The sequence below is a fragment of the Bibersteinia trehalosi genome (assembly GCF_004346205.1).
In the GTDB taxonomy this organism is placed as follows: domain Bacteria; phylum Pseudomonadota; class Gammaproteobacteria; order Enterobacterales; family Pasteurellaceae; genus Bibersteinia; species Bibersteinia trehalosi.
The window spans coordinates 43,308-59,484 of record NZ_SMAM01000006.1; the positions used below are offsets into that span (position 1 = coordinate 43,308).

Here is a 16,177-nt window from a genome sequence, read left to right on the forward strand (position 1 = left end):
TTGGTTTGGAACCTTCAAAAATAGAGATGGCGCAAGCTTCCATGCTTGCGCCATTGTTTTTAGCGGTGAACACTTAATTTTTCTGTACTACGATTTCCCAAGATGCTTCACCTGTTTGTGCAAAGTGAGTGACTGGATAGCCCTGCTCTGCCGCCCACTGCGGGATACTTTCTGTCCCTTGGGTGCAATCAAAAGCAATAAATAACTCATCGCCACTGGCAAGTTCTGCCATTTTCTTTTTTGCCTCAATCAATGGAAATGGGCACACCATTCCGCCTGTTTCTAAATTGTAACGCATAGGATTCTCCTAAAGATTCAAATGAAATTTTGTAAATTATGCAGCACAAGCAACCGCTTGACGTTGTGGACGAATGAAAATGAAATATGTCATGCTCCATGCACCTAAGATAGTGAAAGCCAAAGAGAGCCAGCCTTTGCTACTCATCACCGCGGTAGCCGTGAGTCCGTTGCCGATCGTACAACCACCGGCTAATGAAGCTCCAATACCCATCGTAATACCACCAATAGTAGAGTGATAAATCGTTTTGAGATCAGGCAAACGCCATCTAAATTCATGGCTGCCTTTAGCCGCAATGTAAGAGCCAATGAAAATACCAAGTACTAAGAATACTCCCCAGTTCAAACGTTTTTCATTACCGGTAACAAGGAAATTGACAATATCGGCCGAAGGGGTGGTAATACCTAGCCCGCCAACTCTGCCTGTAGAAGTGCTGGTTACCCAAGCTAAAATTGCAAGTACACCAATAATTACGGCTGCAGCAAAAGGGTGGTAGCGTTTTTCAAAGAGCCAATGGCGTAAACCTGTGTATTTAGGAGTAAGGCTTGCGAGAGCAACTTTAGGACGTTTAAGCCAAGTGCGATAGATGCCATAAACTGTTCCAATTAACAATAAAGCAACTAGCCACCATACTGAGATACCCAGTGTCTCTGCAAGATTTTCATTCACTCTGCCATATTGCTCAATGGCTTTTTGGAAATTGTTTAGTGCGCCATATTTCATAATGGATGAAAACAGCATATACATTGCAAGTGCAATCCAGCTACCGATTAAGCCTTCGCCTGCGCGATACCAAGTACCGGTGGCGCAGCCGCTAGCCAGAATAATGCCGATCCCAAATAGAAATGAGCCAAAGATAACGGCTACCAATGAGAACTCTTTGTAGCTCAGAGGAATGTAGCCCGCTTGTACCAAACCGAGTACGCCGAAGCTTTGTACGGTAATTGCGAGCAGAAATGCGTAGAACATTTTGTTATTTTTATTCAGATACATATCGCGAAACCCGCCCGTCATACAAAAGCGTGTTCGTTGTAATACAAAGCCAAGTAAAATACCGACGCTGCCGCCAGCAAAAATTGTCCAAAGCATAGAGCCTCCATGAATCAAAAAATGAACAAGGCAGACTATAGCCAAAGATTTTATAGAACAAAAATAACTAAAAGAATTAATTTATATCGCAAAATAATATAAAAATTAGACTGCTTGAAGCTGACCTTTACATTTTTTACACAGATAAATTCTGCCATTACGCACAATGGCATGATGACGGCGGGTAGAAAGTTGATGAATTTGACAATGGCAACGGTAAGCAAACTGCTTTGCGGCATTCACTGTATCAAAGCAGTGGTAAGTGTTGGCAGATACGCCTAGTACATTTTCCATCATAAATTGCCACTCTTTACCATGGGGGCGGACGCGTCCAAAAAGCTGATAAACCAAAATATGTGCGAGTTCGTGTGGAACGACTTGGTTAATGAAATCTAAACCATTTTCTTGAAGCAGAATGGGATTAAAACGCACTTCATTGCGTTCAAGATAGGCAACACCAGCTTTTAAACCCCGCATATTATAAAGAATGTTTGGGGTATGAAAATCGGTTTGGAAAAATGCAGAGGCCTTTGTTAAATCTTGCTTTAAACGACGCTGCACCTGCATTTTTAGTTGAGGGAGAGAGAGCATTAGTTTTTCGGACAATCAATAACATTCCACTGTTTATCATAGCAGATGTAAAGTTCCGTTTTGCTGGCACCAATATAGGCATTTTTAAGCTGTGGATTGTGCTGTTTCAACCATGCAAAGAGCTCTTTACGGCTCATCGCTTGCTCTGGTAATTTAAGCTGTAAGAATAATTCTTTTTGTTTAGCAAAATAGCTATCGGCAGAATTGAAAGCACAAGCGCCATGTTTTTCCCACTGACCTTGTAATAGGTTAGCGCCCGGAGATTCAGGCATATGTTGTTTAATAAGCTCTTCTGAGAGCGGGGGAAGATCTCCTTGGCAAAAACGTGGATGCTCGGACGGTGAGCGTGCACTTGCCGCTTGAGGCCATAAGCCGTGAATCACCCAGCCAAATTTTTCTGCATTATCGCACTGATAGCGCAGGTGTTTTGGTATATCTCCTTCATTTTTACGTTTTTGTAGTTCACAAAAACTTGGTGACCAAGAAAGAGCCAGCTGGTAATAATCAACCCCTGCTTTTTTATTCTGACCTAAATTGTCATTTGCCATTACAGTATCGTAGTTACCTAAACTTGCAGGCAATTGGATTTCGCTTTTGCTGGTAGATGATTGTTGCGCTTTTTCTTCATTTTTGATCCAAGTAAAGATCGCAAAGATTAAAATAATGATGATAAAAAGCAGCTGGTTTAAGCTGCTTCTTTTGCTAAGTGGTTGAGAATTATGCTTTTTCATAGCTAGATAAATTGGCGACTGAAGATGGCGGTACTATACCAGCAAGCGGTTAGATTTTGTAATTTTTTTGCAAAATCCAACCGCTTGAAAAAGTTGGGATTATCTAAGGCTTAGATTTGTTATCCATTCGGCTGAAAATCATTGCCAAAATAGGGCCGGAGATATTATGCCAGAAACTAAACACCGCGCTTGGTACGGCAATAAGTGGGTTTGCTTTAAAATGTATTGCTGCTAATGCTGCACCTAAGCCAGAGTTTTGCATGCCAACTTCAATGGCAACGGCTTTGCTGTTATACACTTCAAGTTTAAACAGGCGTGCAACCGCATAGCCGATGACATAACCCAAGCCATTATGTAGTGCAACTACTGCAAAAATGAGTAAGCCAGACTCAATAATACGATCTTTGCTTACTGAAACCACCGCGGTGACAATCAGCACGATTGCGATAACTGAAACTAATGGCATTATCTGGCTAAACTGCGCGATTTTTCCTTTGAAGAGAGAGCGAAGCAGTACCCCGATAAAAATAGGCAATAGCACCATTTGTAAGACAGAGATAAACATTGCGCTTGCGTTAATTTCTAACCATTGACTGGCAAAGAGGTAGAATACGGCAGGGGTTAAAATCGGTGCTAATAAGGTTGAGATGGTTGTGCAAGCAACAGAAAGGGCTGTATTGCCTCTAGCAAGAAATGTCATCACATTAGAGGAGGTTCCACCAGGGCAGCATCCCACTAAAATAACACCAATAGCGAGATCGGCGGGGAGTTGGAAAAGCTTAGCCAGTAAGAAAGCAACGCAAGGCATCACCACAAATTGTGCAATAACGCCGATGAATACCGCTTTAGGGTGTCGGGTTACTTCGCTAAAATCGTTAAAGGTGAGTGTTAATCCCATACCTAGCATAACAATGCCGAGTAAATAGGGGATCCAGCCAACAAAAATCTGAAAAGTTTCAGGAAATTGAGCGGCAATAAAGGCAAACAAGATTACCCAAATTGCAAAAGTTTTGCTGACAAACTGGGTAAATTTCAATAAAGCGTGCATAGCATTCTCCGAGCAGATAAAAGAGTACAGAATAATCGAAACTTTTCTAAAAATAAACCACCGCTGTTTTTATTCTTTTTGGTTATATTAAATAGATTCTTTGTCCTTAACATTTCTCAAAAAATCAGTACGCTACCAAAACTTCCATTTCTAAATATAAGGTACGGATTATGAAAATTTATGAAGACAACTCACAAACTATCGGTAATACCCCATTAGTGCGCTTAAAAAATTTTGGTCATAATGGCAATATTTTGGCAAAAATTGAAGCTCGTAATCCAAGCTTTAGCGTGAAATGCCGTATTGGTGCCAATATGGTATGGCAAGCAGAAAAGGATGGCATTCTAACTGAAGGTAAAGAGATTATTGATGCTACTAGTGGTAATACTGGCATTGCATTGGCGTATGTGGCAGCGGCGCGAGGTTATAAATTAACATTGACTATGCCAGAAACGATGAGTATTGAACGCCGTCGTTTACTGCGTGGTTTAGGGGCAACCTTGGTATTAACCGAAGGCGCAAAAGGAATGAAAGGAGCCATTGCGAAAGCCGAAGAGATTCTAGCTAGTGATCCAAATCGTTATGTGATGTTGAAACAGTTTGAAAATCCAGCTAACCCAGCAATCCATGAACAAACAACAGGACCAGAGATCTGGCAAGCAACAGAAGGCGGGGTTGATGTGTTTGTAGCAGGTGTTGGTACTGGTGGGACGATTACTGGGGTGAGCCGCTATTTAAAACACACCCAAGGTAAAGCGGTAGTTAGCGTTGCGGTTGAACCTGCTGAGTCTCCTGTCATTACTCAAACGCGTAACGGCGAAGAAGTGAAACCAGGGCCACATAAAATTCAAGGTATTGGAGCAGGCTTTATTCCAAAAAATTTAGATTTATCTTTAATCGACCGAGTTGAACAAATCGATAGTGAAACGGCAATCGCAACCGCGCGCCGAGTGATGGCAGAAGAAGGAATTCTGGTTGGTATTTCATCAGGTGCAGCTGTTGCAGCGGCAGATCGCATCGCGAAGTTACCTGAATTTGCTGATAAAACCATCGTGGTAATTTTACCTTCTGCTTCAGAGCGTTATTTAAGTACATTGCTCTTTGAAGGTTTTGAAGCTTGATAAACCCTTAAGTGATGCAAAAGGCTGAACGTTTCTTGTTCAGCCTTTTTATTATTGATTGGCGTTGTAAAACTTATAGGCTTCGTCAATATTTTCAAACTGATGCATTACGCCTTTATTCAGCACCATTGCATTATCACAATATTCTTTAATTGCAGCAGGGCTATGTGAAACTAAAATAATTGAGCGGTCTTTGCGTTTTTCAAATAGCTCATGTTTACATTTTGCTGCAAAGCGGGAATCTCCTACGGCAATGACTTCATCAATTAAGTAACAATCAAATTCCACCGAAAGAGATAAAGCAAAGGCAAGGCGAGCTTTCATACCTGAAGAATATTTTTTTACTGGCTCATATAAATAGTCGCCTAGTTCTGAGAATTCCTCGGTAAAGGCTTTCATGTAATCAAAATCTACATCATAAATTCGGCTGATAAAACGTAGATTATCCATCCCTGTTAAGCTACCTTGAAACGCACCACTGAATGCAAGCGGCCAAGAAATACTCATTTTGCGTTCGATTGTGCCTGTTGTTGGCGGTTCTACACCACTCATTAGCCGAATAAGCGTTGATTTCCCTGCACCGTTGCGTCCTAAAATCCCGACTTTCTCGCCTTTTTTGAGATCAAAATTTACATTACTTAGCACAGTTCGCCATCCGGTACGAGTGAGGTAACGTTTGCTCACATTCTTTACACTAATCATCGTGGTTCAATTCCTTTACTGAAATTTCTTACCATCATTAACCCAAACCAAATCATGGCAAGATCGCAAATAAGCAAGAAACTAATATTTTCATAGGTGGGAATCGTATCGCCAAAATAACCATGGCGGAACATCTCCGTGCCATTAATCATAGGTATCCACTGTGCATATTCTCGAGCTTGTTGTGGCAACGTGTGCACAAAGAAAAATGCGCCAGATAACGGCAGCATCAAGAAGCTTAATGTTCCCCATAGTTTGCCAAACATTTCGAATTTTTGTGCGATACTACAGATAATTAATCCTAAACCTAGCGCAAAGAATGCCATCAACAGCCAAGCAAAAATCATATATAGCGCATCTTGTGGCATATCTATCCAACCAATGAGTATAAATAATGCCATAATTAAAATTTGTGCAATACTTGCTCCAGCGACTTCAAGTAACACGCGTGTAATAATTGTATCCAGTACTCGCACATTACGATGATAAAGCAAGCTTAAATTCCCTGAAATTGCTCCGATCGTACGGTTAGACGTATTCCGCCACATCATTGCGATGGGATAACCTGTAATCATAAACGCAATAATATTTAAAGTAGAAAACTTGTCTGCTCGGATAAAGTTCCACATTAACGTAATGAGTAGCGTCATTAGCAATGGCTCAATAAACAGCCATAGAAAGCCTAAGTTTCTGCGGCCATAACGTGTAATCACTTCCCGCATTAATAAGGCACCAATCACGCGCCCTTGGATAGCGAGTGATTGGCGAAAAGTGGTTTGATCTCCGTATTGCATCAGTTTTTATGCTCTCTAATACTTGCGATTAATAAGCCAAATACCCCATACAACATTAAACCGATAATAAAGGTGGCTAAAATGTTATATAAACGATAAGGCTCAACCGCCCAGTCTGGTTTGCTAGGTTGATTAATCACTTCCAAATAAAGTTGTTGGCGATCCGCTTCATTGCGTGTGTTTTGCAACGATACCATTGCTGTGGTTAATTGTTGCTGTGCAAGTTCATTATCTAGTACTAAGCGCTGGTAATCAGCTGCTTGTGTTGCAATGGAGTTACCACTGCCAGCTAAAGATTTAGACTGTTGTTCAAGCTGGGCTTTTAGGCTTTTTTGACGCTGTTTTAGCGCACCAACTTGCGGGTTATCTGGGGTAATAGATTCTAATTGTGCCAACTGGGTTTCAACCCGAATCAGTTCACTGCTCAAATTAGAAACTAACGCAAGCTGCGCATTAGATTGCGCGGGTAAATCAACAAACTTATTTTTTACACGATAATAAGTTAAAGCATCTGCTGTTTCTTTTACCTTTTGTTCTGCAATTTCAACCGCTTGCTCTGCAAATTCAACCGTATCCATTCTTGCCCGTTCATTTAAGCGATTAATCAACTCTTCGCCTTGTTTAATTAAGCGTTCGTTAATTGCAAATCCCTCTTCTGGATCAAAAGCGCGGATACGTAAAGTGGCAATGCCTGCAACAGAATCAAAATCCACATTCAAACGATCTTTAAAATATTTATAGAATGCCTCTTGTGAGTTATTCCAGCCAAAACCGTTAAAGCGGCTTAAAATATCGCCTTTTTCAGAATAGAATTCACGTACAGGCAAAGTTTGTTGCAACTGCTCTAGTGCGGTACGTGAACGCATATATTCTTGCACGGTGTAAGTATCATCTTGCGAACGGGCAAAACCGCTACCTTGCAATAATGCACCAACACCACTTAACGCTGTTTGATTACGCGGAGAGCGCACAACAAAGCTTGATTCTGAAATATAAATATCGGAAGCATAGCCACCAAAATAGATTGCAGAAAAGAGCGTTGGTAAAATAACAGTTAGCCATAACAATGGGCTAAATAGCTTGGATAATTTTTTCTTTTTTTTCGGTTGTATTTGGGCTTCTGCCGTTACATTGTTTTCCATTCTTTACTCCTACAAATTATGCACACTATTTACCGTACTGGTAACTGGCGAGGTGATTGAGAAGATCATTCTCAAGAATTTTTGGAATTCAGCCAGTGGCGCATTTGACACATAGACAATATCTTTATCTTGCATTGGAAAACGCTGCATTAAAAACATTGATTTCGGCTCAAGCAAGTTCACCCGATACACGGTTGGCACATCCATACCTGCGCCATAACCATGTTTTTCCCACTCAATCTGTTTTGCCATATCGAGTTGGCCAAATGGCACATAGCGGAATACGAAAATACCACGAGGATCTGAGCGGGTATCAATTAATCCTCCCATTTTACCAATGGCTTCAGCCAGCGTTAGCCCTTTGGTCGAAAATTTCACTTGCTGATTATTACCTACAGCACCTAAACCGGTAAAACTATAAGGGGTTGTCAGCATAGTGACTACATCGCCTGCGCGCAAAGCGATATTTTGATACGGCTCTGCGATTAAAGTTTCAAATGGCAGTGTTTTTACTTGATTACCCCGGGTAAGCTGAATGGTGACATCTTGGATATCTGCGCCAGAACCACCTACTGCAGCAATAGCATCTAATACGCGTTCATTATTCGCCGTTAATGGCATACGGATACTATTTCCTTGGCGAATAACAGTAACATCGGCAGAATTGTTATTGACAATGCGCACGACTACTTGAGGCTGATTTGCCTTACGTTTTAGGCGATTAACGATTTGTGCTTGAATGGCTTCTGGTGTTTTACCTACCACAGAAATCGCGCCAACAAAGGGGACGGTTACCGTGCCTTTACTATTGACCATCTGCTCTGGCAAGCGGGTTAGATGCCCACTACCTTGCCCTTCACTATCAAAAGTGCCTCCAAATAATACCGCAGGGGGGGCTTCCCAAATGGAAATTTCTAGCACATCGCCCACATTTACCATACCAGCATAGCCCGCGTTTCCACTAGTGCCTGCAAACCCAGAGAATTGCTGACTTTCTTGTAAACGATACATACCATTTACCGTAGCATGATCTAAATCAACAACGTTTACTTCAGGTGTTTGTTGTGTATTGCTATTGACTTCTAACACTCGGCTATGGCTAGGCCCCGAGGTAGGCAAGGAGGAACAAGCGGTCAATAATGCAGAAAAAACTGCAAGAGAAAGACCTTTGACATGGATAAATTTACGCATAAATAACCTTATCGGATGAAAATTGCCACGATTTTACCACAGCTTAGTTAAGGCGCCAAAAGCAGTGATAGTATGTAAAATAATGTAAATTATTTGCTTTACTCATCAAACTTTTAAACCCTTATTATTTTGTGGTAGAATCCTTGCCGTTTTATGGCTTGCAACACAGAGGAATCAATGGGAATAGCGGAGAATCAGCTTGATTCATCAAAGCGCATTGCGTTTCTGATTTGGAATACGTTCCAATTGTTGCACTTTAGATCCCTACTTCTACAGCTACCAACCGCCTTATTAGTGGTCGAACAACGTAAACGTAGCATTCCAATCGCACAAAATATACTCGCTGAAATTCCAAACAATGTTGCATATATTGCACAAAAAGACATTCAAAAAAAACTTGATGGCAAATTTGATGTATTAGTGATACAAACTGTCTTTGAGCAAATTGATTTATTCAAAGAAACGAAAATTGCTATGCTACAATATGGGTATGCTAAAGCACCACATAATTATGGCACTTGGCGAGCATTTGCTGATTTAAATCTTGTTTATGGTCAGCATGCCTATGAGGCTATCAGCTATTTTTCACCAACAGAATCAATCGGTTGCCCGCGATATGATCAATGGTTTGATGTGCATTTCCATCTGCAAAGTTACTATAAATACGCCTCTATCTTAGATAATAGTAAAAAAACGATACTATATGCACCAAGTTGGGGGGAGCTCTCAAGTTTTCACTTCTATATCGATCAACTGTATGCACTAAGCGAACGTTACAATGTTATTGTGAAGATTCATCATAATACAACCTTGCTAAGTAATACTTCACACAACCTGCAAGACCTCTTTTTTGGGGTACACTTTTTCTACGAGAATGAAGATATTATCTCGCTAATCTCCATTGCTGATATTGTGATTTCCGATTTTAGTGGTGCAATTTTTGATGCATTATTTTGCCGTAAACCTGTTGTATTGTTGAATATCCCTAATTCAGTTAAATCGCAAAAACTCGATGCCTTCAGTCTAGAGATTTTTCTTCGCTCACAACTGGGCACAGAAATTCATTCACCTGAAGAATTAGGAAGCGTACTTGATGAAATAACGGCAGCTCCCCAAAAGTACCAACTTGCTCAGGAATTATACGCGAACCTCTTTACCGAAACAGAATATGCAACTAAACAAGCAGTATATTGTCTGAACAGACTTGCAAACGGTGACTATGTACCTTCACAACAACAGCAATATATTCGTCAAACATTGTGTGAGCTCTACGCAGAAAAAAGGAAGGGCGCGGAAAAGCGAAAATCTTTTAGCAAAATGAAACAACTTTCAAAAAAACTACTTTTAGCAAAGTAATACTTGGAGAACCTTATGAAAAAAGTACTCACTTACGGCACTTTCGATTTATTACATCACGGGCACATTCGTTTACTTGAAAGAGCTCGAGCCTTAGGCGATCACCTCACAGTTGCTATCTCGACCGATCAATTTAATCTGGGAAAAGGTAAAACATGTGCCTATTCATATGAAGAGCGCAAGCATATTTTAGAAGCTATTCGTTATGTAGATGCAGTGATTCCCGAAACAAATTGGGAACAAAAAATAGAAGATGTAAAAAATCATGAGATTGATATTTTTGTTATGGGAGATGATTGGGCTGGAAAATTTGATTTTCTACAAGAATATTGTGAAGTAGTTTATCTACCAAGAACACCTGATATTTCGACTACTCAAGTGAAAAAAATGTTAGCAGAGAAAGATCTCGCAGCTGGGCAAAAACAAATTCACGAAACGGAATAATTAGGTATTTTATGTTTGGGATTTCCCCTATAAATTTAGCATTATTTAAGCGCTTATTGCGGGAGAGTGGCTTAAGCCTATCTCCCTTTTCCTACTGGTATGGATTGCAAATGCTAAAAGCGCTGAATAATGCTAACCACCATCAAATAAGAAAATTAGCGCAAAAGCCATGTGCAAAGAATTTGTTGATTAGCCACTATTTCTTAGCGTTAAGCTATTTTTTATGTGGTGAATATGCACAAGCAGAACAAGCGGTCAAAAATATCGAAAATTTTACCAAAATCCCAGAAATTATTTTTCTCTATTCCGAAATTTTACAAAAGCAGAATCGTAAAGCACAAGCACGTAAAATTCTTGAAGAATGCGCTTTAACTTTGCCAAGAAAAAAAGTGTGGGTATATTTGGCTAACCTTGTTGATAGCCCTGAAGAATATCAGCAATTTTGCCAGCACTTAGAATGTGTGCAAAAGAGGACAACATTTTTACAGCAGGATACACAACAGCATCAAAGAGTGAATGCTGCACTAAGGGCAGGTCTAGATGATATTGCTCTAGCGCTGTGCCAAAGTAGCCACAAAGCTAAAAAATCTAAAGTGAGTACTTATAGTGATAAACTTGCTGCTCAAGCATTGAATGATTTAAAGTTTGTGATGGCACAACAAAGTATCCCTTTTTTTCTAATTAGTGGAACACTGCTAGGTTGTATAAGGGAAGGTAAACTATTAGGACACGATAAAGATATTGATGTAGGTGTATGGGATGATTACGATTACGAGCAACTTGCTACATTGCTGGGGCAATCGGGTTATTTTTATATCGTCCCAACACGAACAAAACACTTCGTTATGCTACGTCATCTAAATGGTATAGTGATTGATGTTTTTATTCATTATCGTGAAGAAAATGATTATTGGCATGCAGGCGTTAAAATTAAGTGGCATAATTCAGCATTTGAATTGGCTGAGAAAGAATTTTTGGGGAATAATTATCTAATTCCTAAAGATTATGATCGTTATTTAACCGAAAATTATGGTGATTGGAAAACACCTAAAGTAGACTTTGATAGTGCGTTTGATACACCAAATATGGAAATTTATAATCAAACTGAAATGGCAATTTATAAAATAAAAAATAGACTCTAGGAATTTAATATGAAATATAAAGTTAAATTAAGCTTAATTCCCATGCTGCTAAAAGGTCTTTATGCATATAAACATAAGAACTATAATGAAGCTGAGCGAATTTTTGCATTATTGTTAGATAAGCAGGGTGACAATGCATATTTAAATTTTAGATATGGTATGGCATTGTATAAAAGTAAGAAATGGGATGAAGCAAATTATTATATACAAAAGGCGATTAATATTGATCCTTCTAAAAAATCATGGCAGGTTCAGCTAGCAACAAGTGAACGCTATAAACAAAATAGTGAAAAGGTAAAAGTTGCCGAGGCTAAAAAAGCTGCAATTAAGGATCCAAATAGCCCAGAAGTAATATGGGAGTATGCTATCTCTCTACTTGAAAATAAACAGTACTGGATGGCTAAATTACAATTTGAAAAATATCTGATACTCAAGCCAAATTCGGAGAAAGCATTTGATAACCTTGGTAAGGTCTCTGAAAAATTAAGCGACTATCCTGAAGCAATTAAATATTTTGAGAAAGCCGCCTCACTTTCTCCCTTCAATAGCAATTACAAATATAGAATTGGCTATTCATATGAATGTCTAGGAGATTTAGAAAATGCAAATACTTATTATGAGTTAGTAAGTTCATTTGCAAAGAGTAATGATGATGTAGCCCTTTTTGGAATAGGAGCTTTACATGCTAAAAGAGGTTTATGGGATAAAGCTTTAAATGCTTATAAACAATTTTTAGCTAAAACACAATCCAATAATCCTGAGCTATATTATCGTATTGGTGTTGCTAATGAGCGTCTCTACCTTTGGGAAGACGCGGGTAAAGCATTTGAACAAGCAGTTAAACTATCTGAAATAATTACAGCCCCTTGGTGTTTTAAATGTGGGCAAGCATATGAGCGGGCGAAGAATTATGCAAAAGCAGTGGAGTTTTATCAAAATGCTGTAGCACGTTCAAATAATTACAATGATTATTGGTTGTACCGTTTAGCTTATTCTATGGAAATGATGGGGAATTTTGAACAAGCTGCCAAATATTACCAACAGTCGCGAAGACGTAAGATCGCACATGCCGTGGCACCTAAAGATGTAATTAAAAATAAAGAAGAGGAATACCTAACCTATTATACAGAATATTATGAGACCTTAGCTGTTAATGAAAAACAAGTATTAATTGAAAGTTTCTTTGGCGGTAATATCAGTTGTAATCCATATGCAATTTTATTGTATATGCTAGATCACAACTATGATTTCACCTATATTGTTGTTGTTAAACCAGAAACTGTTATTCCTGATAGTCTTAAATTTAAACAAAATATTATTTTTATTAACCGTGGAAGCGATGCATATTTACGCTATTTATGTACGGCTAAATACCTAATTAATAATGTGAGTTTTCCGTACTACTTCATTCGTAAAGCAGAACAAATATATCTAAATACTTGGCATGGCACACCGATGAAAACACTGGGTAAAGATATTAAGAGCCCATTTCAAGATCATTCAAATGTCAGCCGTAATTTTTTACAAGCAACACATTTGATATCGCCGAATAGACATACTACAGATATTATGCTAGAGAAATATGATATTAAAGATTTATTTAGCGGCGAAATAGCAGAAACGGGCTATCCAAGAATTGACCTTAGCTTTTTATCTGAAGAGCGAAGAAATGAGATTAGAAAAAAACTCGGATTTAAGAATAATAAGCCAGTTGTTTTTTATGCACCAACATGGCGTGGTACATCACAATCTAAAGATTTTGATACTCAAAAATTACAAAATGACTTAAAAAGACTAAAATCGGACAAATACAATTTAGTATTCCGAGGACACCATTTAGTTGAATCTTTATTATCAGAGATCAAACTAGATGTGGTTGTAGCACCTAAAGAAATAGATAGTAATGAATTATTGGGTTACTGCGATCTATTAATTACAGACTACTCTAGTATTATTTATGATTTTCTTGCGCTTAATAAACCTGCTATCAGCTATGTTTATGATTTTGATGAATATAAAGAAGAGCGAGGCTTATATTTTGAAAAAGATGAAATGGTTGGAGCTGTATGTTCAACTATTAGTGAGGTAAGGCAGGCTATTTTAGAGAATCTGAATACAAATAAATCAAATGTGCTTGAAAGAGATATAGAAAAATATTCTTATCTTGATGATGGTCGAGCTACACAGAGAACTATAGATTTTATATTTGATAATGACAGATCAAGTATTTATCAATATAAACGTAGAGCATCTGATGTATTTTTTGAAGGACCATTTATTCCAAATGGCATATCTCGTTCATTTTTGAACTTAATGTCATCTTTAAATAATCATAAGAATAACATTACTCTGTTGATAAATGGGGCAGATATTGCTCAAGATCACAAAAGGATAAATGAATTTAATAACTTGCCAGATAATGTTACTGTCTTATCTCGAGTAGGTCGAACACCTATGACTTTAGAAGAGTTATGGGTAAAAACAAAGTTTGAGGAGACCTATCAATTTTATTCTAAAGAATTTGAAGAGACATTAATTAGAATCTACAAACGAGAATCTAGACGTTTATTAGGTGATTCAAAATTTAATAATGCAATCCATTTTGAAGGATATGCTTTATTCTGGGTGCTTTTGTTTTCTCAGATTAATGCTAATCAACATATTATTTATCAACATAATGATAAGTATAAAGAATGGAAAGGGCGTTTTCCATATCTAGAAGGCGTATTTAATGCATATAAATTTTACGATAAAATTGTGTCAGTCTCAGAGAAAACAATGGAAAATAATATTAATAACTTATCTAAAGAATTTAATCTTTCAAAAGACAAATTTGATTTTTGTAATAATTCCATTAATATTAACCAAGTTATCTCTAGCGCTAAGGATGGTATTGAAATAGAAGATGAATTTGCTAATTTTGCTGGAACTAAATTTATAAATATTGGAAGAATGTCACATGAAAAAGATCAGCTAAAACTTATAGAGGCATTTGCTGAAGTAAATAAAAAACATAAAGACACTCGTTTATTTATTTTGGGTGATGGAGCACTAAAACAAGAATTAATTACACGAATTAAGGAGTTATCACTTGAAAAAGACGTATTTTTATTAGGACAAAAGACAAATCCATTTGCTTATTTAAAGCAAGCTGATATTTTTGTGTTATCCTCAAATCATGAAGGACAACCAATGGTACTACTAGAATCTTTAATATTAGGTACACCGATTATTGCTACAGATATTGTCGGCAATAGAAGTATCTTAGGTAATAAATATGGATTACTAGTTGAAAATAGTAAACAAGGCTTAATCAATGGTATGAATGAATATCTTGAAAATGGCTCAAAACAAGATAATTTTGATCCTATTGCATATCAAAAAGATGCAATGGATAAGTTTTACGCATTGCTTAATGAATAAGGACAAATGTATATGCAAAATTTCCAAAAAATTGATTTTACATCTAATACAAAATATGAAGAGCTCAATATAAATTTTGAAGTAGATGAAATTTATATTGATAAATCAACTATTGGCAAAGATGAAAAAGAAAAATTGAATTTTAATTTTTTGGCTGTTGGACGGGCAAATAATGAAGCTAAGAAGTTAATAGCACAGCTCTCTAATAATAGGTATTTCTTAACAGCCCACTCTAATGGGGTATCCCTATTTAAGAAATTCAATAATGCAGATGATTTTCTACCAAATTTTAATAACAAAGCAGTTAAGACATGGAATGATACATTTTATATATTAGAAGAGCCTATTGAGAAGGAACAATCTAATTCTCGTTTACTTGTTATTTTTTCATCTATTGCGGATCTTCCATTTAACGCATCTATTGATCGTAGAATGTTTTTTAAAAACTTTCCGAAAGTTGGAAAATATATTCCTAAAAATACTTATATCTTACGTATTGCTGATATAGGAGGAGTTTTAGGTAGTTTTTACTTAAATAGCAATTCAGATATGCAATTTGAAAATAAAATTAAGGATTTAATTCATAAAATCCAATTAGAAAATTCTATATCTGATAAGCACACCGTATTATATGGCACTTCAAAAGGAGCGACTGGAGCTCTTTACCATGGTATAAAGATGGGATTAAATACCTTGGCAGTAGATCCTATCATTTCAGATGTACATTATCTAGAAAAGTTTAATGATTTACATTTTGTGTCAGATGTTTTTCCTGAATCAAAGCAGGATAAGTTTGCTAAATTATTTACAGAATACAAAGATAAAGATTTAACTCATATAAAATTAGTTACATCGCCTAACTCTGAACAATTTAATTATATTAGTGAATTAATATTGATTCCAAATATAAGACTCTGCTCATATATATTTAGTAACCCAAATATAAAAGGGCATACAGATATGGGGGAACATACGCTCAATTTTGTTACCTCTATGTTAAACAATATGTTATATGATCTAGAAATAAGAGATAGTTTATCTACGACTTATTGATTATTATAAAAGTTTAATACTATGTTTAATATTCTTAATTAATATGAGGATT

Annotated in this window: 15 protein-coding genes; 6 read left to right on the forward strand and 9 right to left on the reverse strand. The window is 37.3% G+C overall.

The window, feature by feature from the left end; all coding sequences use genetic code 11:
• Nucleotides 1-73 precede the first annotated feature (73 nt).
• The 5 genes from EDC51_RS07215 to EDC51_RS07235 all read right to left on the reverse strand — a co-directional run bounded on the left by EDC51_RS07215 (nucleotide 74) and on the right by EDC51_RS07235 (nucleotide 3,757).
• Entirely contained in the window at nucleotides 74-298 is a 225-nt protein-coding gene (locus EDC51_RS07215) for a sulfurtransferase TusA family protein (protein WP_015431830.1), read from the reverse strand.
• Between the two features lie 36 nt (nucleotides 299-334).
• Nucleotides 335-1,387 (reverse strand): YeeE/YedE family protein, encoded by a 1,053-nt coding sequence (locus EDC51_RS07220; RefSeq protein ID WP_131928555.1) that lies wholly within the window; start codon nucleotides 1,385-1,387, stop codon nucleotides 335-337.
• A gap of 105 nt (nucleotides 1,388-1,492) precedes the next feature.
• On the reverse strand, nucleotides 1,493-1,978 hold the full coding sequence (locus EDC51_RS07225; RefSeq protein ID WP_131928556.1) for a SprT family zinc-dependent metalloprotease: 486 nt from the start codon (nucleotides 1,976-1,978) through the stop codon (nucleotides 1,493-1,495).
• A complete protein-coding gene (locus EDC51_RS07230) occupies nucleotides 1,978-2,709 on the reverse strand; it encodes a ribonuclease T2 family protein (protein ID WP_131928557.1) in 732 nt (243 codons plus the stop codon). The genes EDC51_RS07225 and EDC51_RS07230 overlap by 1 nt, the downstream gene beginning before the upstream one ends.
• 103 nt (nucleotides 2,710-2,812) lie before the next feature.
• Nucleotides 2,813-3,757, reverse strand: coding sequence for a bile acid:sodium symporter family protein (locus EDC51_RS07235; protein ID WP_131928558.1), 945 nt, complete (start codon nucleotides 3,755-3,757; stop codon nucleotides 2,813-2,815).
• A gap of 170 nt (nucleotides 3,758-3,927) precedes the next feature.
• Between EDC51_RS07235 and cysK the strand changes: the two genes are divergently transcribed.
• Nucleotides 3,928-4,878: a cysteine synthase A gene (gene cysK / locus EDC51_RS07240; protein WP_025288932.1), complete on the forward strand. Its 951-nt coding sequence runs from the start codon at nucleotides 3,928-3,930 to the stop codon at nucleotides 4,876-4,878.
• Between the two features lie 51 nt (nucleotides 4,879-4,929).
• Here cysK and EDC51_RS07245 read toward each other — a convergent pair whose 3' ends face one another.
• From EDC51_RS07245 to EDC51_RS07260, 4 genes are read right to left on the reverse strand one after another with little or no spacing between them, the layout of a single operon-like run.
• Entirely contained in the window at nucleotides 4,930-5,580 is a 651-nt protein-coding gene (locus tag EDC51_RS07245) for an ABC transporter ATP-binding protein (RefSeq protein WP_131928559.1), read from the reverse strand.
• Complete coding sequence (locus EDC51_RS07250; protein WP_015431837.1) at nucleotides 5,577-6,374, reverse strand: ABC transporter permease; 798 nt, start codon at nucleotides 6,372-6,374, stop codon at nucleotides 5,577-5,579. Before EDC51_RS07250 ends, EDC51_RS07245 begins: the two co-directional genes overlap by 4 nt.
• Nucleotides 6,374-7,516 carry a capsule biosynthesis protein gene (locus EDC51_RS07255; RefSeq protein WP_025267344.1) on the reverse strand — a complete coding sequence of 381 codons (1,143 nt, stop codon included), beginning with the start codon at nucleotides 7,514-7,516 and terminating at the stop codon, nucleotides 6,374-6,376. The genes EDC51_RS07250 and EDC51_RS07255 overlap by 1 nt, the downstream gene beginning before the upstream one ends.
• A 9-nt stretch (nucleotides 7,517-7,525) precedes the next feature.
• A complete protein-coding gene (locus EDC51_RS07260; protein WP_025329008.1) occupies nucleotides 7,526-8,707 on the reverse strand; it encodes a polysaccharide biosynthesis/export family protein in 1,182 nt (393 codons plus the stop codon).
• A 177-nt stretch (nucleotides 8,708-8,884) separates the two neighbouring features.
• On the opposite strand from EDC51_RS07260, the gene EDC51_RS07265 reads away from it, so the two are divergent.
• The 5 genes from EDC51_RS07265 to EDC51_RS07285 are packed head-to-tail and all read left to right on the forward strand — an operon-like array spanning nucleotide 8,885 to nucleotide 16,125.
• Nucleotides 8,885-10,063, forward strand: a complete 1,179-nt coding sequence (locus tag EDC51_RS07265; protein WP_170169279.1) for a CDP-glycerol glycerophosphotransferase family protein — start codon at nucleotides 8,885-8,887, stop codon at nucleotides 10,061-10,063.
• Nucleotides 10,064-10,078: 15 nt separating this feature from the next.
• On the forward strand, nucleotides 10,079-10,507 hold the full coding sequence (tagD, locus tag EDC51_RS07270) for a glycerol-3-phosphate cytidylyltransferase (protein ID WP_015431841.1): 429 nt from the start codon (nucleotides 10,079-10,081) through the stop codon (nucleotides 10,505-10,507).
• A gap of 11 nt (nucleotides 10,508-10,518) precedes the next feature.
• Nucleotides 10,519-11,649, forward strand: coding sequence for a LicD family protein (locus EDC51_RS07275; RefSeq protein WP_131928560.1), 1,131 nt, complete (start codon nucleotides 10,519-10,521; stop codon nucleotides 11,647-11,649).
• A 9-nt stretch (nucleotides 11,650-11,658) separates the two neighbouring features.
• Nucleotides 11,659-15,072: a CDP-glycerol glycerophosphotransferase family protein gene (locus EDC51_RS07280; RefSeq protein WP_131928561.1), complete on the forward strand. Its 3,414-nt coding sequence runs from the start codon at nucleotides 11,659-11,661 to the stop codon at nucleotides 15,070-15,072.
• 12 nt (nucleotides 15,073-15,084) lie between these two features.
• Nucleotides 15,085-16,125: an XcbB/CpsF family capsular polysaccharide biosynthesis protein gene (locus tag EDC51_RS07285; RefSeq protein ID WP_131928562.1), complete on the forward strand. Its 1,041-nt coding sequence runs from the start codon at nucleotides 15,085-15,087 to the stop codon at nucleotides 16,123-16,125.
• The last annotated feature ends 52 nt before the right edge of the window (nucleotides 16,126-16,177 follow it).

Excerpts from the sequence above, each read along its gene's own strand:
- EDC51_RS07275 (WP_131928560.1), top strand. The coding sequence starts at position 10,519 with ATGTTTGGGATTTCCCCTATAAATTTAGCATTATTTAAGCGCTTATTG.
- EDC51_RS07280 (WP_131928561.1), top strand. The coding sequence starts at position 11,659 with ATGAAATATAAAGTTAAATTAAGCTTAATTCCCATGCTGCTAAAAGGT.
- EDC51_RS07255 (WP_025267344.1), bottom strand. The coding sequence starts at position 7,516 with ATGGAAAACAATGTAACGGCAGAAGCCCAAATACAACCGAAAAAAAAG.
- EDC51_RS07285 (WP_131928562.1), top strand. The coding sequence starts at position 15,085 with ATGCAAAATTTCCAAAAAATTGATTTTACATCTAATACAAAATATGAA.
- EDC51_RS07220 (WP_131928555.1), bottom strand. The coding sequence starts at position 1,387 with ATGCTTTGGACAATTTTTGCTGGCGGCAGCGTCGGTATTTTACTTGGC.
- EDC51_RS07235 (WP_131928558.1), bottom strand. The coding sequence starts at position 3,757 with ATGCACGCTTTATTGAAATTTACCCAGTTTGTCAGCAAAACTTTTGCA.
- EDC51_RS07245 (WP_131928559.1), bottom strand. The coding sequence starts at position 5,580 with ATGATTAGTGTAAAGAATGTGAGCAAACGTTACCTCACTCGTACCGGA.
- EDC51_RS07265 (WP_170169279.1), top strand. The coding sequence starts at position 8,885 with ATGGGAATAGCGGAGAATCAGCTTGATTCATCAAAGCGCATTGCGTTT.
- tagD (WP_015431841.1), top strand. The coding sequence starts at position 10,079 with ATGAAAAAAGTACTCACTTACGGCACTTTCGATTTATTACATCACGGG.
- EDC51_RS07260 (WP_025329008.1), bottom strand. The coding sequence starts at position 8,707 with ATGCGTAAATTTATCCATGTCAAAGGTCTTTCTCTTGCAGTTTTTTCT.
- EDC51_RS07215 (WP_015431830.1), bottom strand. The coding sequence starts at position 298 with ATGCGTTACAATTTAGAAACAGGCGGAATGGTGTGCCCATTTCCATTG.
- cysK (WP_025288932.1), top strand. The coding sequence starts at position 3,928 with ATGAAAATTTATGAAGACAACTCACAAACTATCGGTAATACCCCATTA.
- EDC51_RS07250 (WP_015431837.1), bottom strand. The coding sequence starts at position 6,374 with ATGCAATACGGAGATCAAACCACTTTTCGCCAATCACTCGCTATCCAA.
- EDC51_RS07225 (WP_131928556.1), bottom strand. The coding sequence starts at position 1,978 with ATGCTCTCTCTCCCTCAACTAAAAATGCAGGTGCAGCGTCGTTTAAAG.
- EDC51_RS07230 (WP_131928557.1), bottom strand. The coding sequence starts at position 2,709 with ATGAAAAAGCATAATTCTCAACCACTTAGCAAAAGAAGCAGCTTAAAC.